Source organism: Spirochaeta dissipatitropha (genome assembly GCF_054657935.1).
The window spans coordinates 146,714-168,853 of record NZ_BAAHXT010000005.1 but is presented as its reverse complement, the minus strand read 5'-3'; the positions used below and the strand labels follow the sequence as shown (position 1 = coordinate 168,853).

Sequence of the window (22,140 nt, the reverse complement as noted above, 5' to 3'; positions counted from 1 at the left end):
CCTTGTTCTGACGTCCTTACCAACCATCAAGGGAGCAAATGACAGCCGCGCAGGCTTCAAGAAATTCTGCATCTGCTGTCTTGAAGCGGGATTTCAGCGGACTGTCTATGTCCAGTACTCCCAACAATCTGCCATCTCTGAGTAATGGGACTACTATCTCGGAGCTGCTCCTGCTGTCACAGGCGATGTGACCCTGGAATGCATGAACATCGTCAACCAGAATTGTTTTCTGCTTTTCCGCTGCTGTCCCGCAGACACCCTTTCCTATAGGTATCCTGAGGCAGGCTGGCTGCCCCTGGAAAGGTCCTAGTACCAGCTGTGAGCTGGATTCCTCCCATACATAAAATCCTGCCCAGTTGATGTCAGGGAGGGCCTGATTCAAAAGGGCAGATATATTGGCAAGGTTGGCGATCAGGTTTGATTCGCCTTTGATCAACTCGTTAAGCTGTCGAAGTATCAGATTATATTCCGGTGTTGTTTTGTTCATCAGATAGTAAAACTGCCGTTTCGAATAATGGCATATTCCTTACCGTCACGCCCGATACCTGTAACATCTACATCAGGACCGCCAATCATAAAATCAGTATGAACCATGCTCACATTACATCCTGCTTTTTTTAGCTGCTCGGGATTCTTCAGGTCATCTGCGTTCGACAGGCAGAATGGGTAGCCTGCGCCAAGGGCAATATGGCAGCTGGCATTCTCATCGTAAAGGATACTGTTGAACAGTAAGCCACTCTGATATATGGGGCTTGTGGCATCGACCAGTGCGAGCTCTCCAAGAAAACGTGCTCCTTCATCTATATCGAAATATTTCTCGAGAATATCGCATCCTTCATCAGCACCAAAATCGCTTACCTTGCCGTCTGTAAACTCAAACCAGGCACCTTGAACCAGGGTTTCCAGTACCTTGACTGGTTTGGTGCATTTAACTCTTCCGCTGGTGCGGCGGAAATCAGGTGTGGTGAAAATTTCCTCGGTTGGGAGATTAGGCTCGAACCAGGTGCCGTCTGGAGTCTTGGAGGGACCACCTGCCCAGATCGCAGTTGCCGCCAGCGCTACCGTAAGATCCGTGCCGGGACCGTTGAAGCGAATGGCATCCAGCTGCATGGCATTCAGCTTCTCGCCTCTGTCTTTAAGAATGCGGCCCAGTCTCTTCCATTCAGCAACCGGATCAGCGGTATCCAGTCTGAGAATTTTAACCATCTCTGCCCATAGTCGCTCGGTGCGTTCTGCATCCAGTACAGGATCGATTCCTGCATCAGGACCCCCAAAGGTTTTGGCAGCCCAGCGAGGTCCGGGAGCTGCTATTACCAGCCACTGATGTTTATGACGCATCATTTTGTCACGAAGTACCGAAAGCGCGCCACGCTGTGCCTTGGTGATCTGTCCAAGCTTGGTAGAATCCACACCTTTGAGTACATCGAGTTCTTCTGTTGAATCTATTCGAATTCGGGCCCAATCTTCTGCTATCTGCAGGTTCCCATCACTGATAACAGTGTTTGGAACATAACTCAATGAGTCTTCTGGTCCATGTTCGATGCGATAGCGTGTTAACTGATTGTCTGTGACACGGATTTCGACATATTTTGCACCTTCACTGTAAGCTGCTTTAGCTATCTCACGGGCAATATCATAGGTATGAACACCGGTAGAGATGAGAAGACACTGACGTTCTTTTAACGCTACTCCGGCTTTTACTACAAGCTCTGCATATTTATCTAAATATTTCATCATGGGTGAATTATAGCAGATGATAAAAAAATCGTCATGGTGAGTGTGCGGGGATTTTAAATAAAAATGAACACGGCGGGATTCGAACCCACGACCTTCGGCTCCGGAGGCCGACGCTCTATCCAGCTGAGCTACGTGTCCAGTGGATGAAATAATAGAGGATTTTCTTTACATGGTCCACTCTTTCATGGCTATTTTTCATTTTTAAATGTATACTGCGCGTATGAACGCTGTAACAGGAATCGATGCAGCCGGAGGCGGCTGGGTAATTGCCACCATAAGTGAGCAGAAAGACTGGGATATTGATTTTGTGGTAAGTCCTCGTGACAGCCGCATGCATTCCCATGAAATTTATATTCCGTCAAAGCTCGTGGAATACATTGTACGCAGCACTTTGACTTTTATTGATATGCCTGTCGGACTGGTTTCTGGTGATTTGATCAGAGAAAATAATATTGATCCTGAAATGGCTCAACACAGAGAGTTTGCTGTAAGAAGAATGCTTGTACAGAAACTCCCTAAGAGTGCACGCTCTATTGCCTCGATTTTCCCGGTTCCGGTGGCTGAAGCAGTATACACGGAAGATTATGCAAAAGCACGAGAAGTTAATAAAGAGATAATCGGGAAATCAATCAGTAAACAATCCTGGAACCTTGTATACCGCATCAAGCAGATTCAGGCAGTAATTGAGTTGCTGCCGGGAATTGTCGGCAATCTGCTTGAATCCCATCCTGAAACCATTTTCAGGTTGTTGTATAGCCGGTACAGCGATGTACCTCTTCCGTCTAAATCCAGTCAGGAGGGAATTGACGCCAGGCTGAACATGCTTGAGGATCAGCTTCCCGGGGCCCGTGATGCTTTTAATATTACATGGGATCATCTGGACAGAGGAACGCGCATCCAGAAGGATGATATCCTGGATGCGATGATACTTGCGGTTGATGCCATGCATTCAGCTGAAAAGGGATTGGTATATACAGCGATATTGGGTGATGGTGAAGTCGAGGAACTTCCGATGGAACTGCATAAATTTCCAGCCCGTGAGCTCGGCGGCAGCATTCACAGCCGTCGGAAGGATAAGCTTCTCAGGGCCGACTTCGCGGATGCAATACCACGTGGCGTGCGGGATGTTCCTCTCTGTATCGTCTATTACCCCCTGGATTTGAGCAGCGCTTCACGGTAGAGATTTTCTCTCTGGTACAACATATCCAATGGAACCTGATACGCCTGTTCCAGCTTGTCACGCTGCAGCATTTCCTCGGTTGGGCCGATCTCATGTCCATCTTTTTTGTGGAACAGAATTACCTGATCAGAGAATTTACGTGTTAGATGCAGTTCATGTGCAGAGTACAGCAGGTTGATTTTCTGGTCACGGACAAAATCCTGCAGAAATCTGAAAACCCTCTCTTTGCGGGCTTCTTCCAGGGCAAAAACAGGCTCATCCATAATCAGCAGCGGGGATCCGTATAACAAGCTGAAGCCGATAATTGTACGCTGTAATGCTCCCTTACTGAGCTCCTGGGTTTTGTAGCCCAGCTCTTTTTCCAGTTCCAGGCTTTTTATAATCAATTGCAGCAAGTCTGCAGGTTTTTCTTCCCGATAACCATGAGCGTAAATAAACTCGAAAAGGTCTCCGATTGATTCATCGGTTTCAAATTCCATGTTCTGATACACAAACGAAATAAGGGCGTTACGCTGTTCTTCGAGCTCTGTCTGAACTGTTGAGTTTCTGAAAACTGAAGTATTTGTGCCCATGGTACTGACATTTCCGTTATCCGGAAATAATCTTGCTCCAGCCAGAAGGAGAAAAGTTGACTTTCCTGTTCCATTCTGACCGACCAGGCTGGTAATCCCGGCAGGAACATCGATGCTCAGATCTCTGAATACCTCTGAGGGTGCATCATCCTCAGCAAGCGGAGGGTAGGTGTATGAAACATTTGAAAACTGTATGATATTCATGTTCTGTATACTAACCGTACTCGGTGCTAGAGGCAAGCTTGATTTTTATGATAAATTGTAGGCATTGATATGGAAATGTGTCTCCTGATCGTTTATGCTTTGCATCATGCTTCGTAATTTCCAGATTCCGGAAAAGTTAGATCTTTCTCAGAAAGCAGGATTGGTATTCGCTGGGTTCTTTTTACTCCTGGGCTGGATAGATATCGCATACGAATTTGCTCAGCGCAACGTGTTTGTGCTGGATGTGGCATATCCTCTCTGGCTGATCGGTCTTTTTTTCCTGTCTACCGTGATTTTTATTTCCTCAGCTGCCCGAATCGTGCAGGTTTTCAGTATGATGTTTACTTCGGTGTGGCTAATTACTGCCTATGGGGGCATGCGCAGCGACGGAATATGGATGCTGGTTTTTACGTTTATGCTGGCAGAAACCTATGGGCTTATGAAGAAGCAGCGTTTCCTGAAATCAATAGCCGCGATATTTTTGCTCATGGCTTTACTTGAATATCGTTCTATCCTGCAATACGGGCAGGTTTTCAGAACTGCAGGTGCCTACTGGTATGTTATTTTATATTCGATATTTCTTATTGTGCGGCTACAGTTTCTGAATAATAAGCTCGTTAATGATTATGCTGCAAAAACTGCACAGATAGATGCTGATACCGTATTTATTGAGGTTGGTCAAAATACCAGCGGACTTGTACATGATCTTAAAAACGATATCTGCCGCATAAGTTATCCCAGACAGCATGCTCAGAGGCATCTCAGGAAATTGTCGGAGTCTGCAGCCCCTGAATATCTTCCTGCACTCAGGCGAATAAATGAGTACCTCAGTGAGGCTGCAGAAGGTGAAGAGAAACTTCAGCATAGTCTGCACGTTGTCCGCAGGATTCCATCCGGTTTTGTTCGTTCCGATGCCCGATGGATAGATATGGATGAGTATTTACGTGATCTATGCACTTTTCTGATGTTTCGCCGGGAATTCCGGCATTCTGTGCAGATTATTATTCAGGGGAATGAAGATCTACGATGGTATGGAGCCGAATCTGATCTGGCTGCTATCTGTAAGAATCTGATTGAAAACGCATGTCAGGCCAACCTTCATTCGACAGATCCGCATATAGTACGCATTGCTCTCAGACGCAGTAAAGATGCTGATGCCTGGAATGCTGTGGAAATTGAGATCCGAAATGATGGGGAAATCCCATGGATCCGGGGTTCATGTGATCTTAAGGACCCGGAGGTATTTGCTATAGGAAAATCAAGCAAGTCTGATGGAAGCGGCTATGGCATGGTCAATGTCAGAAGAGCTCTCGGGAAGACTAAAGGATACGGAACCCTGTACTCAGGGGGGGGATGTGTGCGCGTTGTTGTCAGGCTTCCGGTGAGGGCGGAGCAGGACGTGAGCCGAAAATCCGGGATCCAAGACGGACAATCGTTGCACCTTCGGCGATAGCCAGGTCATAGTCCCCGCTCATTCCCATTGAGAGTTCCGGGAACTTACAGCCGCAGCGCTCCTGGGCTCTGTCTCTGATGATCCTCAGGTCCGCAAAACTTTTACGAACCGCATCACGATCCTCACTGAATAATCCGATGGTCATAAAGCCCCGCAGTGCAAGCATCGGCAGTTCATGGACGATGTCCACAAGCTGCAGTGCATCTGCCGGATCAACACCGAATTTGCTTTGCTCGCCGGAAGTATTGACCTGAACGAGTACCGGAAAGGGGACAGGTGCGTTCATGGGGGCCTGTTCAAGTGCTTTATTCAGCTTGAAGGCCAGGCTCTCGCGATCAAGTGAATGAAGCATACTGGCAAAAGTCAGAAGATCCTTGATTTTGTTTGACTGCAGATGACCGATGAAGTGCTGTCTTGCACAGGGCTTCGGTTTGTTGTTATCCATTAAATTGGTTTCTTGTCTACAGATGTAATTCCTGAGTTCTGGTAACTTTCGGATAGCTTCCTGTACCCGGTTTTCTGCAATCAAACCGGCACCGGCTTCAATTGCCTCAATTATGCGGTTCGCCTCTACCGTCTTGGTAGCCAGAAGAATCCGTACTTCTTCCGGATTCCGCCCGGCAGCCTCTGCGGCAGCTGCAATCTCCTGGTGTGCCTGATTGTATGCGATGGCTGTATCTGGAATCTGCTTTTCACTGTTCATTTTGGATCCTTCATCTATTGATCTTTCTTCTTCTTTGAATAGTCAACCATAGTCTGGATAAGATCTGCACGACTGCTGCAGCCAAGCATTCTCTCACGGGCTTCAGCCAGGTTCAGAACCGAAGAGATTTCTGCCAGAATCTGCAGATGCGGACCGGGATTGTGTTCCGGGCTGATTATCAGGAAAAAAATTCTGCTTGGCTCTCCATCCAGAGCCTGGAAGTCAATTCCGTCCGGTGCCAGGCCTATGGCAATCCGGAAACGGTCGGTACCACTGCAGCGTGCATGGGGAATGGCAATTCCATGCTGCATGCCGGTGCTTATTATTTCTTCTCTGGCAAAGACTGCCTTTTCGACATCCCTGCGTTGTGCCAGTGGTTCATCAGCTTCAATAAGATCAAGCAGCTCCAGGATAACGTCTTTCTTCTCGCGAGCTTTCAGGTTCATGCTGATTGAGGGAACCTGAAGGTAGTGATACCAGTCAATGCCTCCCCGCTGCTCACCGCTCATGAGCTTACTCTGAAGATCCTGTGGAGCGGTAAAATTCTGCAGCCGCGTTACCAGAAATCTCAGGTTCACAATCGACTCGTGTACCAGGTTGTTGATGAAGTTCGTATCAGATTTCTGACTGGTGAACTGCAAACCTCGCTCCCCGACCTGCATTGACAGAAACATATCATCCTTTCTGATCTGATATATGTAGTCCCGATGATCTCCGAGGTGGATAAAAAAGTCCTCGGTCTGCAATGATTTCAGAATCTCTGAACTCAGGACTTCGGTAATACCGCTTGAACCGAAGTCGAATGTGGTACTGACTGAACTATCTTCTTTCAGATGGCCGCTCGTACCTTTGGCGGGGTTATTCAGGGCTTTGCTCAACAGAGGAGGAGCAACTACTGTTGAAACAAGCGTCATAAGAACACCTATTCCGAAGAGCTCCTGAGACAGAATTCCTGAACTTATTCCGATTCCGGCAATTATCAGTACTACTTCACCACGGGGAACCATGCCAAGACCGATTCGCAGACTGCCAATGTTGGTAAAGCGCAGGAAACGGGCGGGGAGTGCGCTGCCTATGAGCTTACCGAGAACTCCGACAGCTGCAAAAGCCAGACCAAAACCGATTACTGACGGATTGGCAAATGCCCTGACGTTGACCAGCATTCCCATGACGACGAAGAAAACCGGAACGAAGAATCGCTGCAGTGGTTCCATCTGTTCCTGGAGCATGTAGTTTATATCGGTATTGGATAGTGAGAGTCCCATTACATACGCACCGATAATCATTGCCAGACCGGCTGCTTCAAATATACCTGCCAGTAGTAGAGCCAGTCCGAAAGCAAGTACTGCGATCTGACTAGGAGACTTCAGCAGCTTCAGCATCCGGCTGATCTGTCTTGCAAAAAGCACGCCGAGGAAAGTGAATCCAAGCCACATACCGAATGCCTGGCCGGCTATGCCAAGAATCGATCCCCAATTAAAATCTGAACTGCCGGGAGCCTGAAGAATCCCTGCAATACCTATAATTACTGCAACCAGAATAATGCCTATAACATCATCGATTACTGCTGCTGAAAGGATCGTTACTCCTTCCGGTGAATCCAGTTTCCGATTTTCTGAAAGGACCCGGGCGGTAATACCAACCGATGTCGGTACACAGAGCAGCCCCAGGAAAAGAGCCTGGGGATTCAGCCAGCCGCCGCCCATCCACAGTACAGTGATCAGGTACCCGCTTCCAAATGCCAGAAAGATTCCTCCAATGCCAACTATGCTCCCCTTGAATGCAAAGCGGAGAAAAAGCTTCATATCGGTCTCGAGACCGCTCAGGAAAAGCAGGATTATGGAGGCGATTGTAGCAATGCCGTAAAGCTCCGGTGAAACAGGAATTTCACCCGGATAGAGGGGGAAAATTCCATGTGGCAGCATCGGCAGAGGCAAGGCACCAAGCAGATATGGACCGATCAGAATACCAGCCGCGATCTCACCAAGTACACCGGGAAGTTTCAGCTTACGGGCAATATTTCCGGCCCAATGTGCAGCAAAAAGAATCAAGGCCAGTTCGACTACCAGATATGTCATGCGATGTGTCATAGCATATAGTAGCGTTCTTTTCCTTTTTATATCAACTCGCTATACTGTGATATATGGAGAATGATGAGGAGAAAAAACCTCGTGATTATCGGCTTCTCGTGCTGCGATTGGCCGGGCTTTTTATGCTCATTCCGGTATAAATCTTAATAGACATTACTGGATCTGAAGGAGATCGATTATGATTGTTGAACCTGAAAATCATCCCTCCCGGGATATTATTGGAACACTTGGTTCGCAGCTTGCCGGCAGGAAAATTGTACTTGCGATCTGCGGCAGTGTGGCAGCGGTTCGTTGCGTGGATATAGCAAGATTACTCATGAGGCATGGGGCAGAGGTTATTCCCGTCATGAGTCAGGCAGCCTGCGAGCTGATTTCCCCTGATCTTATGGAGTGGGCTACTGGTTACAAACCTGTTACACGACTCACCGGAGCCATTGAACATGTTGCACTCGCCGGAAATGTACCCGATCCCTGCGATCTGGTGCTGGTAGCGCCGGCAACTGCCAATACAATCAGCAAGATTGCGGTCGGCATTGACGACACTCCAGTCACTACAGTCGTCACAACAGCCCTTGGTCAGGGAATTCCGGTCTATATTGTGCCTGCCATGCATGAGCCTATGTATCGTCATGCAATTGTCGGCCGTAATATCCAGTCACTCAATGACGCTGGAATACCCGTATTCGTACCTCCGGTAAGCGAAGGAAAAGCCAAAATCCCCGGTCCCGAGACCATAGTCGCCATGGTACGCAGTCTTCTGCATTTCAAGGGCACACGTCCCCTGAAGGGCAAGCGGGTACTCATTACTGCGGGGCGCACCGTAGAATACCTTGATCCTGTCCGGATTATTTCCAATAACAGCACTGGCAGAATGGGTAATGCGCTGGCACTCGTAGCATCAGCCCTTGGAGCTGAGGTTATTCTTGTACAAGGCAAAGTCAGCGTCAGCCCTCCGGAAACCGTATCGGTCCGCAGTATTTCGACGGCTGCCGAGATGATGTCGGCTGTTCATGAGGAACTTGCTGCTGCTCCGGTTGACCTGTTGATTGCCGCTGCCGCTGTCGGTGACTGGCAGGCAGCTGAAAAATCGGAACGAAAAATCTCCACCAGTCAGCCAGGCGGTTATTCAGTTGATCTTGTCCCGACTCCCAAGATTATCGACGGAATCAAAAATCGTTCTCCGGCAACACGTCTGATTGCTTTCCGAGCCCAGGCTGGTCTAAGCGATCAGGAACTCTATGACGATGCATTTGCACGCCTGAAAAAAGCATCAGCTGAAATGATAGTTGCTAATGACACCGCCCGTGAAGGAGTCGGCTTCGAACACAATACCAATGCGGTACGTATAGTTCATGCTGACGGCAGTCTGGTTGATCTCGCCCTGGACGATAAGCTCGGCATAGCGATAGGGATTTTTTCTGAATATTTCAAAAAACATGTTTAAGTTTTCCAGCCTTGCACCGATACAGTAATTAAGGGCGGCAACGCCCTGTGAAACGGTATGCGCCGACGTCCAGGCATACCGTTTTTTTTTTGCCCGAGTGCCAACCCTGCCGCAGGGGCTGCCCCCGGCACCTTCATTATCAGTGTAGTCGCCATTTTCGCTTTATTATCTGCATGCTCCATGCCGGGGTCGGCGAGCTCCGGGGTCCGGCTATCGCCTCCCGTCCCTGCGGGACCGCCTCCGGCGCCCTGCGCATGCCTCAGCTAAGAGTATGCCAATGTAGCCTCTCGTGATTAGTAATAATCGTATTTGCAAGAATTTGATGCGATTTGAGGCTGTGGTCTTGTAGAGTCAGTTAGGAAGGAAGTACTTTCAGTCGCCGGGTTAATTACATGAGTAGTGGGCAATCAAGGTGCTAAGCAGATTTTGGTAATTATTTGCCACTGTGTAGTGATTGTAATATCATCATTATTAGACTTTTTTAAATTCAACTGATAATGAAAATTAAAAAATTTTATTTGTTGACTTTTCCGGGGGGGGAGGTATTCTGGGTGCAGGAGCTGGAGCTGCAATTGGACTTGCAGTTGGAGCTGGTGTCTCAGTATATGAAAAAGTCACAAAGGGTACTACAAACCTGGATAAAAACTTGAGTCGGTATGGAACGGCCGGGGCGGTTATTGGAGGTGTTTTCGGTCCTTGATTGTGCTATTTACATGAGGAGATTGAAATATAATTGCCAATCTCCTCTTAACAAAAGTATTTATACATCAATTTTGAGAAATAGGAGATATTATGTTGGACAGCACGGAAAAAATTGGCTTCAATATTTACAAACTGTCATCATTTAGAGCTTTTTTATTAACAATTGGTTATTTTATTACAACAAAAATTGCTTTTATTTTCATATTTTGTTTTATATTCATTTTCATATTCAGTAATTTTGGAGTTTATTTCATCACCAAATATGTTGATTTCCCACAATCTGCCGTTTTTACTGAGTACTTAGTATATTTGTTATTCTTATTACCGCTAGCCTTAATCTACCGGGGAAATCGCGAGGGCTTTCGAAAGCATGCAAATCGCTATTATTCAATGAAGTTATCTGATCGAGAGAAAGCTGAGACCGGATTCATTGAGATGTAAAGGATTTTGTAATTTGGGGTTATGAATATATTTTCGGTTGCCTATCTATCAGGAAAATGTCTGAACTTTTTGCAATTTCCTCGTCTAATAGTCGTTTTCTCGTTTCAATGATATTCGGGTAGAAGCTGTCCCTGTCCGACAGGCAAACTGCATTGAGCGTAATTTTTACCCAGGGTCGTTCCAGCTACCCGGCTGCTGCCAAGGCTGAGGTGCTCCGGCATCTTGCCAACAGCAGTCGGTCATGACCCCTGTGCGGGGGTCTTTTTTTGTCATTTGTCCGGCTTGAACATCAGCAAGCCTCAGACTATACTTTCCTTATGGTAAGCGAGCAGATAATGTCCGACATAATATCTACCATTGTCAATTTGACTTCGCCAAAGAAAATCATTCTGTTTGGCAGCTATGCTCGCAAGACCATGCTCGCCGAACGTGGAAGCCTTCCCATGCTTGAACAAACCATCATAAAAGAGGGGCATACCCTGTATGCAGCGTAAGTGGAAATCGCGTTGAGTTCTCGCCTGTAACGAAGTACAATAAGCATATTGGAGTGCTGTGATGCCAACAATTGCCATGTTTTACGGAATAATTGTCCGCATGTATTATGCTCCCAAGGAGCGGAGCATCCGCCGCCGCATTTTCATGTTTACTACGGTGAGCATTGAGCTACAGTAGATATTCGAACGAGCGAGATTATCCAGGGGGATTTGCCGAGCAAGCAGACCAAACTCGTGCTTGCGTGGGCAGAGCTGCACCAGGAAGAGCTTATGGCAGACTGGAATCTGGTTATGAATGGGGAAGAACCATTCAAGATTCAACCACTGCAGTAACGGAGGATTGTGAGTATGTTTCCATCAGTAAACAAAGTTGAACCGAAATCAGACTATGTTTTATCCGTCACATTTGATAACGGAGAACAAGGAACCCTGGATATGAAGCCCTATCTCGATTTTGGGCTTTTTAAGCGACTGAGAGATGAAACTGCTTTCAGGCAGGTGAAAGTTGCCTTTGATACTATCGAGTGGGATGCTGGTGTCGATCTGGATCCTGAGTTCGTGTACAGCAAAGCCCAACTATGAGAAAACCTGTAGAAAATCCCCGGAAAAACCTGCCAAACACACGGAAATCCTGCCAAAGCTGCATGAACACTTTCGGCTAAGTGTCAACTGTGTAGGAATTTAGCTGATCCCTGCCAAAAAACTTTCGTCCAGGCATACCGTTTTTTTTATGCCCGAATGGAATCCGCGTTGAGTTTTCGCTGATAGAGAAGTATACTCACTGAGATGGAACAGCAAACCAAGACAGTCAAAATATATTCATCTTTTGCAGAAGAAGCAGAAGCGGAATACCAGCGCAGGTCTGAGCAGTCTCCGCAAGATCGGATTCATGAGTTCGCCATCCTTCAGGAACGCTGTTGGGGTGAAAAATGGACTCATCAGGCAATGTCTCGTGTAGTTTCTTTTGAAAAGGTTCCTTGGTAACATGGTTTTTACCAAGGATATGAAGGACATAATCGAGCTGTTCGAAAAACACCAGGTTCAATACGCCTTGGTTGGCGATTTTGCCGTTATTTACTATGGCTATGTTCGAACCACACATGACATTGATTTTCTTCTTTTTCCATCTGAAGAGAATGCCTCAAGGGTAATGAAAGTTCTGACAGAATTTGGATTCGGGGACGCGGGAATACCGGAAGAATATTTTACAAAAGAAGGTTCTGCTATTCATATTGGCGTAGAACCCAACAGGATAGACTTTATTACAATGCTGAAAGGTATTTCAAACGACGAAATTTTCAAGCGTGTTGAACGAGTCGATTTCGAAGGCACGAAGCTGAACATTATATCTCGAAAAGATTTACTGCAAAGCAAAAAAGCATCGGAACGATTGAAAGATCTCGCAGATGCTGAAGAACTTGGAAAGCTGAAGAAACCGGGTGGTGCTCAACTATGAAAAAACCCAGGAAAAACCAGCGAAACACACGGAAATCCTGCTAAAACTACAAACAAAGAAACCGCAGGATTTTTGCTCTCAGGAGGAGGAAAGATGAGATCTATGGCGCCGAGTAGACTTTTACTGCTCTTTTTCTGTCTGCTCGCCGCTGTGTCAGCATGTACATCTGAAATCAGCTATAGCACTCCAGCTGCCTGGCTTGTCAGCGATGGCAGTAATGAGCTTTTTCTGCTTGGGTCCATTCATTATGGTATACCTGAAATGTATCCGCTGCATCCTCTGGTTGAAACTGCGTATGAAAATGCAGATGTTGTGGTTTTTGAGGCTCATCAGTATTCTGATGAAGAAGCCTATCAATATATGCTTGGGGTTTATGAATTACTGTATGAATATGGCCGGTATTGGGGAAGGCCCCGCTCAATATTTCATGATATTCCTGATTATCTATACGATGCTCTTGCTGAATACTTTGCTGCAGATGAATCATGGCAGGGATGGTATTTTTATATGTATAAGCCCTGGGCTTTAGCCTGGTTATTGATGGAAAACGATCAGGAACCTGCTGGCGATTCAAAATTCGAACTCGGAATTGAACATTATTTTGCTGTTAAGGCAGTTAATGATCACAAGGTTATTCTGTCGCTCGAAGGGCCTACGCAGCGCATTGAGTACTATGAACTATTGTTTCAGTTATTTGATGGGACTGACATATACCGGGAGATCGCTATTGATTACATGAAGGAATATCTGGATATTGCTGATTCTTCAGGCGATCTTCTGTCACATTCCGGGATTGTTTCCCGGACACTGTTTGATGCGTGGATTTCCGGGGACATAGACATGCTTCATGAATTAATCGATGACTTGCTATGGCTTCTCGATGAGCCGGTAGGTATCAATGACATCGATGCCTACGAACATGCTATCAAGGAGTATTTCCATATCCTGATTGAATATCGCAATCATATGTGGCTTCCACAGATTGAAGCTATGATCCGCGACGAGCAGCAGTACTTCGTTGCTGTTGGTGCTGCTCACTTCCCAGGTGAGCAGGGTTTAATCTCCCTGCTCGAAGATGCGGGGTATACAGTACACCGGCTGAGCTATGACTGTAGTCTTCAGTAGATAGGAAGCATCTACTTCAGTATAACTGATCCGAGATCTGTTTCCGGATGGTTTCGGTAAGCGTGCCATCACTCACGGAAATCTTCATCGGTTCAAGGAAATTAACTCTAATACTTTTATTTCTGTTTCGCGGGGTGATCATGGTGATTATGGCAGCCCTGCCGCTGCGGGTTGCAGCATCTTCTGCCTTGTTGACCCAGGGCCGCAGAAACCAGGGTACATGATACACATTGTCGATTGCTGCCGGCAGAATAGTCAGTGGAATACCAGCACGCATGCAGCGCCGGGCGATGCTGTCGGCAACCGGGATCCATGGTTTCAAGCCGGAATTACCAGCCTCTCTGACTGTTTCTGTTCTGTTTCCTGGTTCATCCTCTATCTCGCCGGCTGGAAATACTGCCAGCATTCCCCCTTTCTGCAAATGACGGATTCCCGCCTGCAGTGCCTGTGCCTTTGATGCAATCGAATCATTCATAATGATGCAATGAGCGAGAAGATGCGTTTTGTCTGCCAGGAGTTCCCGTTGTTTGACTATTACCCGTACATCACTGCGGGGTAGCATCTCCAGCAGAGCCAGAAAATCCCCCAGACCGGGATGATTACAGAGTACCAGGAGCGGGCCCTGCTTTACTGATTCAGGCACAGGGGAGGTCTGGCTGGGGGCATAGTATCTGTGTAGTATCCAGATCAATGCACTTCGAAATCCCCGGGCCCGAACGCGGTCGTCCAGGCGGTATAACTGCACCGACAGGCGAAGACTTCCTGCAAGGACTGCCGGGGCAAGGACTACCTTCAGCACAGTCGAAGTGAGGTTCAGAAACTGGTAGGACTCGATAAAATTGATTTTCACGGTACGAGTAAAGCGCTGGATCCGGCCGTACAGGATCGGTGCAACACTTGTCATGTTTTTTAGCAATCTTCCTCCACGGACGCGGTTTATTTTACTACCTTAAAAGTAATCAATTCACGTGAGGAACTGCAATGAAAAAGAGATTTAATTCACAGATCCGGCTGGTCGTAATTCTGTCTGTTGTTATTCTACTGCTGTCAGCATGCACCAGGTCATCCAATGAGGAAGGTGTTAATGTTACTCTTGGTTATAACTCCTTCCTATCTGATTCATTTACTGATGCACCTGCACCGATCGAAGTAATTCAGGCAGAGTTAGCCGAACGTTACCCGGAGATCAATCTTGAGTACCAGGTAATGCCGCAGGATATGCTTGATTCATTGATTATCTGGATGTCCAGCAGGGATCAGACAGTGGATATCTACGGCATTGATGTTCCCTGGGTCAGCCAGTTCGGGCGCGCCGGCTGGGCGGAACCCTTGAATGATCTTGTTCCGGGACTTGATCAACAAATCAGCACAGCTGGTCTGGAAATTTTTTCGTATGAGGATGATTATCTGGCGGTGCCGTTTTGGGGCGGTGTTGCCGGCCTGTATTACCGCAGTGATCTGCTGGAGGAATACGGGTATGCCCCTCCTGCAACTGTCGATGATATGATTGAAATAATTGTGGGTATTCGCGCTGAACAGCCGGAGCTGGCTGGTTTGCTCTGGCCGGGTGAGCGTGAGGAATCCCTGAATATGTTTTTCGCCACCTTGTTGTACGCCTTTGGAGGAGAATACAACGATGCCGAGGGACGTTATGCCCTGGACTCACCTGCGGGTGCAAAAGCCCTGCAGTTTATGATAGACAGTATTGCAAATGGCTGGTCTCCCCGTGGGCTGACAAGCTGGAACCGTCTTGAGTCACGGCAGCGTTTTGTTGCGGGCGATGCAATTTTCAGTTGGGATAATCATGACATTATAACCTGGCTGGATGATCCCGAGCGATCCGGGGTTGTCGGAGTCTGGGAGTTTATTCCGTTTCCGGCCAATCCAGGTGGACGCTCAGTAGCGATAACCGGAGGGTTCGGTTTTGCTGCTAATCCCTACAGTGAACAGCTGGACGCAGCAGCCAAGGTTCTGGAGGTGATGGCCGGACCTCAGGTTCAGAAGGGCTTTGCACTGGCCTGGGGACCGGTACAGCATGCCGTGGGTCTCTACGATGATCCCCGGGTGCAGGAGTACAATCCAAATGTGAATCGACTTGAGCCAGTGCTGCAGAAAGCGCTCAATCGTCCACCAAGTCGGAACTACGCTGAGTTCTCGGATATTATGTTGCAGGAGCTGCATTCCGCAATTACCGGCACTCGATCTGCAACAGACGCTTTGAGTTCCCTGAACAGACGGGCCCAGGCGCTTGAAGACCGATAGGTCTGTTATGAGAGGAATGAAGCAGGCTAATGTGCATGGGCTGCTGTTGGTGCTCCCGGCATTCCTTGCAGTAGCGGTGTTCTATTATCTTCCCCTGCTGCAGAACGCGGTATTCTCACTGTTTGATCTTGAGTTCAGTACCGAGCTGACCGTGCAGGCTTTTGTTGGACTGCAGCAGTATCTACGTGCAGTCAGTGACCCTCAGTTGGTGCAGGTTCTCATGTTCACTCTTGGCTTTACCACGGTGGTGGTTTTTCTGGATCTCTGTATTGGAATGCTGCTGGCACAAGCCAGTTTTGCAGTTCATCCCAAAACCCGCTGGCTACTGCGCAGCATGATTCTGGTTCCATGGGCAATACCTCCCGTAATTCAGGCGGCAATGTGGCGCTGGCTGCTGAATTCTGATGTCGGACCGATTGCAGATCTTCTCGTTCGTATGGGTATTGTACAGGAAGCGCCGCTTTTCCTGGCTGAGGCTGTCCCAGCCATGGCGAGCCTGGCTCTGGTATACAGCTGGAAAGGTGCCAGTATTGCTGCATTCTTTTTCATGGGTGGGTTGGCAATGATACCTTTCGAATATCATGAAGCCGCAAAAATTGATGGCGCTGGGTCCATTCGCCGTTTTTTCCGCATCACAATGCCGCTTCTTATGCCGACGGTTTTTGTTGCACTACTGTATCGTAGCCAGGATGCCTTACGTGTGTTTGACATTGTCTATGGTTTGACCGGTGGTGGCCCCGGGACAGCTACTGATACCTTGAGTACTTTTGCCTACACTGCATTTTTTCGCTATGCCCAGTACGGACGTGCCTCCGCTTACTCTATTCTGACATTCCTTCTGGTAGCCCTGCTTGGAATTCCTCTCATACGCCGGACCGCATCCCGTTTTGAGTTCAGGATGCAGGCATGAAACGCAACAGAGATCGATACAGAAAACCAGGGGAATTACTGCAGGTACTGCGGACAATTACCATTCTGCTAATCGTTGGATTGTGGACACTGGGGCCATTGGCGTGGATAGTAATAACTTCAATCAAACCTGCAGGAACAGAGTACCGCATCCCCGTGGAATACTGGTCAGCCCGGCCGACCATAGAGAATTTTCAGACCGTTCTCGGACCGCGATTTGAAATACAGCGGGCTATCGTGAACAGCATGATTGTTTCTTCCAGTGCCATGCTGCTAACCTTGTGTTTATCCACGATGGCAGCCTATGCAATTGCCCGCCTGCGATTCCGCTGGCATATGCATAGTTTACTAGTTCTTCAGCTTGCCGGTATGGTTCCGCCAATTGCGGTTATTGCGCCCACATTTCTGATTTTGCGCTCATTGGGTTTGCTGCAGACGTATGCTGCCATGATACTGCCCAACATGGCATACGGCATTCCGCTGGCAAGCTATCTTATTGCCAGTTACTTCCATACAGTTCCCTTTGAACTGGAAGATGCTGCAAGAATTGATGGTGCAGGGAGTTTGAGAACTCTGTTTTCTGTCATATTGCCCGTTGCGGCTCCTGGCATGGTAGCCGCAGGTATATTGGTATTCCTTGGTTCATGGGGAGAGTTTATGCTTGCTAATACCGTGAGTCTGGGATCAGCTGCAGTGCGAACCGCGCCGGTAGCAATTATGACCTTAAGCAAGGCATTCCAGCTGCAGTGGAGCTGGGTCGCAGCAGGAATTCTGCTGACGCTACTGCCGCTTCTTGCGGCGGCAATGATATTCCAGCGCCTGATCGTACAAGGCTTTGCCAGCAGCAGCCCACGGTGATTTAGCAAGTATCAATGTGATGTTTTCCGGCTAATCTATAGACTGGCATCAAGTACAGCTGCATTCGGGATCAGAGTGTGATCCGTCAGCCTGTATATTGTGCCGGTTTCCGGATCAGTAACAATTGCCACGGAAGAGGTTTCACTGCCGGAGCAGATTCCCGTGGGGACAGTGTAGAACGGAACCTTGCGCCGAAGTAAGCCTGGTTTTCGCAGCAGGCGGAGGAAGGGTGTAAGCGGTTGTGAAATTCGTGCAGTTACGGCCTTGCCGCAGCTCATGCAGGATTCTCCTCCAAAGGCAATAATGCCCTCGCAGTTGGAATATCTGTACAGTTCAGCCGCTTCCTCAACATTATTGATTGTTGCTTCCCTGTCGGTATCCGGATATACATAACAGCTTATTCCCTGATTCAGTAGTCCTGATAGTAATTCCTCCAGAATTCCCAGTTCAAGTTGAATCCGGTCTGTAATGATCAGCATAATACGCTGACCATGGATGCGAATATACTCCGGAAGTTGAAAGATAGAACCGGCACCTTCTATCAGTACCGGGAAATTCCAGGAGCGGAGCTTATCAGGAATTTCTTTGATTCGTTGGATGTTGTTTCCGTTATTCATGCTGAACCTGTGCATATGATCCTCCCTGCAATCTATACAAGTACTGTAGCTGCTTATGAATTTTATGTAAAATCATTTCACTGGACAAAAAGGTATGACTGTCGGCTAACTGTACAAGTGTCGAAAAATGTCGATAATCTCAGGAGAGGGCAGATGGGTAATATGGACAAGAAAAATCAGGACATTCGGATACTGCGGTCCCGGATGTATCTCAAACGGGCACTGCAGGAGCTATTGTGGAATCAACGCCTTGAAGACGTACGGGTTCAGGATATCTGTTCCAGGGCTATGGTTCACAGGACGACTTTCTATACTCATTATCAGGACAAATATCATTTATTTCATGACATCCTGAAGGATATAAGCGATGAGATTAATGGTAATGATCTGGTTCCGGGTGAAGGACTTCCATCGCGTACCTTATACCTATCTGCAGCAGAACGAGCAATCGCATACGTGAGCCGTCATCGTCAGCATCTCCGTGATACCCTGCGCAGCAATAAGGATTCCATGGCCTATTTCATGATTTATAATGCTGTGCAGGATTATATTACCAATCTGTTGAAAATGTATCAGCGGGTAAATACCTATCTGCTGCCTCTGGATGTGATTTCTCGTTTTACAACGGCTGGATTAACCGGTCTTGTGTTCTACTGGGTTGAAAGTGACGCCCCCTATACGAAAGAAGAAATGGGAAGGATGCTGCAGACCATAATCACCCGGAACCAGTACGTAGCCAGACGGAAGACTCAATAATCAATCCTCTGCCGTAATTTGCCTGGATAGGTCCTGTAGAGCCTTTTTCAGCCCTTCCTCATATACGGGATGGTAGTAAGGCTTGTCCAGCATTTCATCGACAGTCATTTTCTGTTCCACACACCAGGATAGCAGATGGGCAAGGTTTTCAGCATGCGGGCCGAGTATTTCTGCCCCGAGCAAACGACCGTCCACCTTGTCACCATAAACCTTCAGCAAGCCGCGGTCTGTGGCCATCATTCTGGCGCGAGGATCAGTACTCCAGTCGTGAGATCCTGCAGTTGCTGAATCCGGTAGAGTACTGTGGGAATTGCCGACAATTGCAATCTGCGGATCAGTGAAGACAATACTCAACGGCGTGTACCGTTGAACTGACTGGACGTCAGGAAATAGAGCAGCGTTTTTTCCGGCAGTTTTACCTTCATGTGAAGCTTCGTGCAGCAAGGGCTTTGAACTATTTACGTCCCCCGCAATAAAAATACTGGAAGTCCCGCATTGCATGGTTTTCGGATCATAGACAGGAATCCCCCTGGAGTCCAATTCCAGCCCGCTTTTATCCAGATTCAGGTTTTCAAGATTCGGGACTCGTCCGGTAGCAGCCAGCACATATGAAAAACGTTCTTCACGTGGTGATTTCTCAAGATTTCCGTCAGATGATCTGGCGAAAAATGAAATTATTACGTCATCTCCGTCCCTATGGACTGATTCAACCCTTGCATCCGTATCCAGAGGGAACTCCGAGCCGAAAATCTGCTCCGCATTACTTTTTACCTCGGGATCCGTCAAGGGGCCGAGCAGTCCTTGAACACCAAACATTCTTATGCGTACTCCCAGACGGTGTAGTGCCTGACCAAGTTCCAGCCCTATTATACCAGGGCCAAAGACAGCAACAGACTTCGGCAGGCTTTCCCACTCGAAAATATCGTCATTGAAAACCAGTCGGTCACCGAGGTCTTCGAACATCGATAAACGAGCTGGCCGGGATCCGCTGGCAATAATAATAGATCCGGCATGTACTCTGGTATGACCGCCAACAACAAGAGTGTTGGAGTCTTCGAATTCTGCGTAGCCGATCAAGCGCTGGTCCTCAGGAATATTTTCAGTCATTTTGACCACGCCGCCAGTGAACTGATCACGCATGCTGCGTACACGGTCCATAAGTTTTTTTCCATCTATATGTGACTCTGCAGAAATACCGAATTCTGATGCCTTGTTGATTCCATGTGCAGCATCAGCCGCAGCAATCAGCAATTTGCTCGGCATGCAACCTACACTGGCACAGGTTGTCCCATAATTCCCACCCTCGATGAGCTGAACCGAGGCTCCATTCCTGATTGCAGCCGAATGGGCGGTTAGGCCGGCTGTACCTGCTCCGATAATTGCAACATCTGTATTTATTTCTCTCATACTTTATAAGGTAGTTTAAAATGCTCCTAACGTCACTCCGACTTCACTTGAGGACAGCTACCTGAGGGTCGCGTAAAATACATGTTCTGTGATATGTTTCCAGCAGGAATGAGGAGGACCGTGTGAACAAAACTGATGTTTCAGAACCTGTATTGATTTTGGATACGAGTCTTCGGGATGGAATGCAGGGGATCGAAATCAATTATAGTCTGGAAGATAAACTTGAGATAGCCAGGGTCCTGGATGAGTTGGGTATTGATTATATAGAAGGCGGATTTCCACTCGCCAATGAGAAGGAAGCTGCTTTTTTCGAACAGTGTAAACGCATGCAGTTCAAGCACTCAAGGATTGTGGCATTTGGCAGTACCAGGCGTCCATTCGGAAAGGCACGTAATGATGCCCATATACGTGCACTTGTAGAGGCGGAAACGCCTACTGTGGTTGTTGTCGGCAAAACCTGGAAAGCTCATGTCGATCATGTGCTCAATACAAGTCCTGAAGAGAATCTGGCAATGATTCATGATTCTATCAGCTATCTGAAGGCAGAGGGCAGGGAAGTGCTTTTTGATCTGGAGCATTTTTTCGATGGATACAAGGATGATCCAGATTATGCGCTGTCAGTGCTTAAAACAGCCAGCGATGCCGGCGCAGATGTCCTTTGCCTGTGCGACACCAATGGAGGTACCCTCCCTTCGGAAGTTTCAGAGATATACTGCAGCCTTGGCACGCAGAGTCTTGCTTCACTTGGAGGTCATTTTCACAATGATTGTGGAACGGCGGTGGCGAACAGCCTTGCTGCAGTTGACGCAGGAGCTGTGCACATTCAGGGAACGATCAACGGCTGGGGTGAGCGTTGTGGAAATGCAAACCTCTGTGTAATAATGCCGAACCTCAGCCTTAAAATGGCCAGGAAAATCAATGCGGCTTCCCGCCTGGAGACCCTGACTACCATCTCCCGTTTTGTTGCAGAAAAAGCGAATATAATTCCTGACAAACGTCAGCCCTATGTCGGTGTTGCCGCATTCAGCCATAAAGCCGGGCAGCATGCAGATGTTATACTGAAAGCTCCGGAACTTATGGAGCATGTAGATGGAGCTCTTGTTGGAAACAGCAGACAGATTATACTGTCCGAGCTGGCCGGGAAATCAACTATTGTAGAAAAACTGAAAAAATATGGAAGTTTTGACAAGAGTGATCACAGGGTGTCTGAACTGATCAGGGTGCTCAAGGAGAAAGAGAACCAGGGTTATGAGTATGAAGCTGCTGAGGGTAGTTTTGACCTTATCCTGAGAAGGGTCCTGGAATTATACAGACCCTTGGTACTCCTGAAAAACTACCATCTGGAATCCTATAAAACCGGTGATGCACAGTCGAAAACAGTCGGCCGGATGTTTCTTGAGGATCAGCAGCGAGAGGTCATGGGGGCTGCGGTAGGTATCGGTCCGGTTCAGACCCTCGACAGGGCCCTCAGGGACGGGCTTGAGCCGCATTATCCCTTTCTGGATCAGCTTCGATTGATAGACTACCGGGTCCGTGTTCTGAACCCGGAGTCGGCATCAGGAGCCAAGGTACGGGTTTTTATCACCTCTTCCAACGGTATCGAAGACTGGACTACAGTCGGTGTGAATGAAAATATAATCGAGGCTTCCTGGGAAGCCCTCGTTGACTCATTCGAGTATTACTACAATAACCACTACGATGAAGTAGAAAACTCATAGTCCGGAGCGTAG

Annotated in this window: 22 protein-coding genes and 1 tRNA gene; 14 read left to right on the top strand and 9 right to left on the bottom strand. The window is 47.8% G+C overall.

From position 1 onward, the window contains the following. Positions 1-16: 16 nt before the first annotated feature. The 3 genes from ACYQ2L_RS07715 to ACYQ2L_RS07705 form a co-directional block, all read right to left on the bottom strand. Complete coding sequence (locus ACYQ2L_RS07715) at positions 17-487, bottom strand: GAF domain-containing protein (RefSeq protein WP_460053600.1); 471 nt, start codon at positions 485-487, stop codon at positions 17-19. Next, the gene (locus ACYQ2L_RS07710) at positions 487-1,737 is read right to left on the bottom strand and encodes an aminopeptidase (RefSeq protein WP_460053598.1); all 1,251 of its coding nucleotides are present in this window, start codon (positions 1,735-1,737) and stop codon (positions 487-489) included. Before ACYQ2L_RS07710 ends, ACYQ2L_RS07715 begins: the two co-directional genes overlap by 1 nt. Positions 1,738-1,801: 64 nt before the next feature. Continuing rightward, a tRNA-Arg gene (locus tag ACYQ2L_RS07705) sits at positions 1,802-1,875 on the bottom strand. Between the two features lie 82 nt (positions 1,876-1,957). On the opposite strand from ACYQ2L_RS07705, the gene ACYQ2L_RS07700 reads away from it, so the two are divergent. Next, a complete protein-coding gene (locus ACYQ2L_RS07700; RefSeq protein ID WP_460053596.1) occupies positions 1,958-2,917 on the top strand; it encodes a DUF429 domain-containing protein in 960 nt (319 codons plus the stop codon). On the opposite strand, the gene ACYQ2L_RS07695 is transcribed toward ACYQ2L_RS07700, so the two are convergent. Then, positions 2,884-3,693 (bottom strand): ATP-binding cassette domain-containing protein, encoded by an 810-nt coding sequence (locus tag ACYQ2L_RS07695; RefSeq protein ID WP_460053594.1) that lies wholly within the window; start codon positions 3,691-3,693, stop codon positions 2,884-2,886. The two genes, ACYQ2L_RS07700 and ACYQ2L_RS07695, sit on opposite strands and share 34 nt — an antisense overlap. 106 nt (positions 3,694-3,799) lie before the next feature. On the opposite strand from ACYQ2L_RS07695, the gene ACYQ2L_RS07690 reads away from it, so the two are divergent. Beyond that, complete coding sequence (locus ACYQ2L_RS07690) at positions 3,800-5,146, top strand: hypothetical protein (protein WP_460053591.1); 1,347 nt, start codon at positions 3,800-3,802, stop codon at positions 5,144-5,146. Here ACYQ2L_RS07690 and ACYQ2L_RS07685 read toward each other — a convergent pair. Both ACYQ2L_RS07685 and ACYQ2L_RS07680 read right to left on the bottom strand, forming a co-directional pair. Continuing rightward, positions 5,064-5,849, bottom strand: coding sequence for a YggS family pyridoxal phosphate-dependent enzyme (locus ACYQ2L_RS07685; protein WP_460053590.1), 786 nt, complete (start codon positions 5,847-5,849; stop codon positions 5,064-5,066). The two genes, ACYQ2L_RS07690 and ACYQ2L_RS07685, sit on opposite strands and share 83 nt — an antisense overlap. 14 nt (positions 5,850-5,863) lie before the next feature. Next, positions 5,864-7,939 carry a cation:proton antiporter domain-containing protein gene (locus tag ACYQ2L_RS07680; RefSeq protein ID WP_460053589.1) on the bottom strand — a complete coding sequence of 692 codons (2,076 nt, stop codon included), beginning with the start codon at positions 7,937-7,939 and terminating at the stop codon, positions 5,864-5,866. 178 nt (positions 7,940-8,117) lie between these two features. On the opposite strand from ACYQ2L_RS07680, the gene coaBC reads away from it, so the two are divergent. From coaBC to ACYQ2L_RS07645, 7 genes are all read left to right on the top strand, one after another. Continuing rightward, a complete protein-coding gene (gene coaBC / locus ACYQ2L_RS07675; RefSeq protein ID WP_460053587.1) occupies positions 8,118-9,383 on the top strand; it encodes a bifunctional phosphopantothenoylcysteine decarboxylase/phosphopantothenate--cysteine ligase CoaBC in 1,266 nt (421 codons plus the stop codon). Between the two features lie 1,460 nt (positions 9,384-10,843). Beyond that, on the top strand, positions 10,844-11,020 hold the full coding sequence (locus ACYQ2L_RS07670; RefSeq protein WP_460053585.1) for a hypothetical protein: 177 nt from the start codon (positions 10,844-10,846) through the stop codon (positions 11,018-11,020). Between the two features lie 210 nt (positions 11,021-11,230). Next, positions 11,231-11,353 (top strand): DUF4160 domain-containing protein, encoded by a 123-nt coding sequence (locus ACYQ2L_RS07665; RefSeq protein WP_460053583.1) that lies wholly within the window; start codon positions 11,231-11,233, stop codon positions 11,351-11,353. A 15-nt stretch (positions 11,354-11,368) separates the two neighbouring features. Continuing rightward, complete coding sequence (locus ACYQ2L_RS07660; protein ID WP_460053581.1) at positions 11,369-11,602, top strand: DUF2442 domain-containing protein; 234 nt, start codon at positions 11,369-11,371, stop codon at positions 11,600-11,602. A gap of 204 nt (positions 11,603-11,806) precedes the next feature. Continuing rightward, complete coding sequence (locus tag ACYQ2L_RS07655; RefSeq protein WP_460053580.1) at positions 11,807-12,004, top strand: hypothetical protein; 198 nt, start codon at positions 11,807-11,809, stop codon at positions 12,002-12,004. Next, on the top strand, positions 11,985-12,476 hold the full coding sequence (locus tag ACYQ2L_RS07650; protein ID WP_460053578.1) for a DUF6036 family nucleotidyltransferase: 492 nt from the start codon (positions 11,985-11,987) through the stop codon (positions 12,474-12,476). The genes ACYQ2L_RS07655 and ACYQ2L_RS07650 overlap by 20 nt, the downstream gene beginning before the upstream one ends. A 93-nt stretch (positions 12,477-12,569) precedes the next feature. Continuing rightward, positions 12,570-13,601: a TraB/GumN family protein gene (locus ACYQ2L_RS07645; RefSeq protein ID WP_460053577.1), complete on the top strand. Its 1,032-nt coding sequence runs from the start codon at positions 12,570-12,572 to the stop codon at positions 13,599-13,601. A 16-nt stretch (positions 13,602-13,617) separates the two neighbouring features. Here ACYQ2L_RS07645 and ACYQ2L_RS07640 read toward each other — a convergent pair whose 3' ends face one another. Next, complete coding sequence (locus ACYQ2L_RS07640; RefSeq protein WP_460053576.1) at positions 13,618-14,505, bottom strand: 1-acyl-sn-glycerol-3-phosphate acyltransferase; 888 nt, start codon at positions 14,503-14,505, stop codon at positions 13,618-13,620. A gap of 77 nt (positions 14,506-14,582) precedes the next feature. On the opposite strand from ACYQ2L_RS07640, the gene ACYQ2L_RS07635 reads away from it, so the two are divergent. The 3 genes from ACYQ2L_RS07635 to ACYQ2L_RS07625 are packed head-to-tail and all read left to right on the top strand — an operon-like array spanning position 14,583 to position 17,630. Further along, complete coding sequence (locus ACYQ2L_RS07635) at positions 14,583-15,863, top strand: extracellular solute-binding protein (protein ID WP_460053574.1); 1,281 nt, start codon at positions 14,583-14,585, stop codon at positions 15,861-15,863. A gap of 16 nt (positions 15,864-15,879) precedes the next feature. Beyond that, the gene (locus ACYQ2L_RS07630) at positions 15,880-16,773 is read left to right on the top strand and encodes a carbohydrate ABC transporter permease (protein WP_460053572.1); all 894 of its coding nucleotides are present in this window, start codon (positions 15,880-15,882) and stop codon (positions 16,771-16,773) included. Further along, entirely contained in the window at positions 16,770-17,630 is an 861-nt protein-coding gene (locus tag ACYQ2L_RS07625; protein WP_460053570.1) for a carbohydrate ABC transporter permease, read from the top strand. The genes ACYQ2L_RS07630 and ACYQ2L_RS07625 overlap by 4 nt, the downstream gene beginning before the upstream one ends. 35 nt (positions 17,631-17,665) lie before the next feature. On the opposite strand, the gene ACYQ2L_RS07620 is transcribed toward ACYQ2L_RS07625, so the two are convergent. Continuing rightward, complete coding sequence (locus ACYQ2L_RS07620) at positions 17,666-18,262, bottom strand: iron-containing alcohol dehydrogenase (RefSeq protein WP_460053569.1); 597 nt, start codon at positions 18,260-18,262, stop codon at positions 17,666-17,668. A gap of 138 nt (positions 18,263-18,400) precedes the next feature. On the opposite strand from ACYQ2L_RS07620, the gene ACYQ2L_RS07615 reads away from it, so the two are divergent. Continuing rightward, positions 18,401-19,003: a TetR/AcrR family transcriptional regulator gene (locus tag ACYQ2L_RS07615; protein ID WP_460053567.1), complete on the top strand. Its 603-nt coding sequence runs from the start codon at positions 18,401-18,403 to the stop codon at positions 19,001-19,003. Here the strand turns inward: ACYQ2L_RS07615 and ACYQ2L_RS07610 are convergent, their stop codons facing one another. Continuing rightward, positions 19,004-20,410, bottom strand: coding sequence for a dihydrolipoyl dehydrogenase (locus ACYQ2L_RS07610; RefSeq protein ID WP_460053565.1), 1,407 nt, complete (start codon positions 20,408-20,410; stop codon positions 19,004-19,006). A gap of 122 nt (positions 20,411-20,532) precedes the next feature. Here ACYQ2L_RS07610 and cimA point away from each other — a divergent pair, with 122 nt between their 5' ends. Further along, the gene (gene cimA / locus ACYQ2L_RS07605; protein ID WP_460053564.1) at positions 20,533-22,128 is read left to right on the top strand and encodes a citramalate synthase; all 1,596 of its coding nucleotides are present in this window, start codon (positions 20,533-20,535) and stop codon (positions 22,126-22,128) included. Positions 22,129-22,140 lie beyond the last annotated feature (12 nt).

What these genes read in the sequence shown, in the direction of transcription:
- ACYQ2L_RS07700 (WP_460053596.1), top strand. Translation starts at nt 1,958, where the DNA reads ATGAACGCTGTAACAGGAATCGATGCAGCCGGAGGCGGCTGGGTAATT.
- ACYQ2L_RS07660 (WP_460053581.1), top strand. Translation starts at nt 11,369, where the DNA reads ATGTTTCCATCAGTAAACAAAGTTGAACCGAAATCAGACTATGTTTTA.
- ACYQ2L_RS07670 (WP_460053585.1), top strand. Translation starts at nt 10,844, where the DNA reads ATGGTAAGCGAGCAGATAATGTCCGACATAATATCTACCATTGTCAAT.
- ACYQ2L_RS07655 (WP_460053580.1), top strand. Translation starts at nt 11,807, where the DNA reads ATGGAACAGCAAACCAAGACAGTCAAAATATATTCATCTTTTGCAGAA.
- ACYQ2L_RS07625 (WP_460053570.1), top strand. Translation starts at nt 16,770, where the DNA reads ATGAAACGCAACAGAGATCGATACAGAAAACCAGGGGAATTACTGCAG.
- ACYQ2L_RS07620 (WP_460053569.1), bottom strand. Translation starts at nt 18,262, where the DNA reads ATGCACAGGTTCAGCATGAATAACGGAAACAACATCCAACGAATCAAA.
- ACYQ2L_RS07695 (WP_460053594.1), bottom strand. Translation starts at nt 3,693, where the DNA reads ATGAATATCATACAGTTTTCAAATGTTTCATACACCTACCCTCCGCTT.
- ACYQ2L_RS07640 (WP_460053576.1), bottom strand. Translation starts at nt 14,505, where the DNA reads ATGACAAGTGTTGCACCGATCCTGTACGGCCGGATCCAGCGCTTTACT.
- coaBC (WP_460053587.1), top strand. Translation starts at nt 8,118, where the DNA reads ATGATTGTTGAACCTGAAAATCATCCCTCCCGGGATATTATTGGAACA.
- ACYQ2L_RS07630 (WP_460053572.1), top strand. Translation starts at nt 15,880, where the DNA reads ATGAAGCAGGCTAATGTGCATGGGCTGCTGTTGGTGCTCCCGGCATTC.
- ACYQ2L_RS07685 (WP_460053590.1), bottom strand. Translation starts at nt 5,849, where the DNA reads ATGAACAGTGAAAAGCAGATTCCAGATACAGCCATCGCATACAATCAG.
- ACYQ2L_RS07635 (WP_460053574.1), top strand. Translation starts at nt 14,583, where the DNA reads ATGAAAAAGAGATTTAATTCACAGATCCGGCTGGTCGTAATTCTGTCT.
- ACYQ2L_RS07645 (WP_460053577.1), top strand. Translation starts at nt 12,570, where the DNA reads ATGAGATCTATGGCGCCGAGTAGACTTTTACTGCTCTTTTTCTGTCTG.
- ACYQ2L_RS07610 (WP_460053565.1), bottom strand. Translation starts at nt 20,410, where the DNA reads ATGAGAGAAATAAATACAGATGTTGCAATTATCGGAGCAGGTACAGCC.
- ACYQ2L_RS07690 (WP_460053591.1), top strand. Translation starts at nt 3,800, where the DNA reads ATGCTTCGTAATTTCCAGATTCCGGAAAAGTTAGATCTTTCTCAGAAA.
- ACYQ2L_RS07715 (WP_460053600.1), bottom strand. Translation starts at nt 487, where the DNA reads ATGAACAAAACAACACCGGAATATAATCTGATACTTCGACAGCTTAAC.
- ACYQ2L_RS07615 (WP_460053567.1), top strand. Translation starts at nt 18,401, where the DNA reads ATGGGTAATATGGACAAGAAAAATCAGGACATTCGGATACTGCGGTCC.
- ACYQ2L_RS07680 (WP_460053589.1), bottom strand. Translation starts at nt 7,939, where the DNA reads ATGACACATCGCATGACATATCTGGTAGTCGAACTGGCCTTGATTCTT.
- ACYQ2L_RS07710 (WP_460053598.1), bottom strand. Translation starts at nt 1,737, where the DNA reads ATGATGAAATATTTAGATAAATATGCAGAGCTTGTAGTAAAAGCCGGA.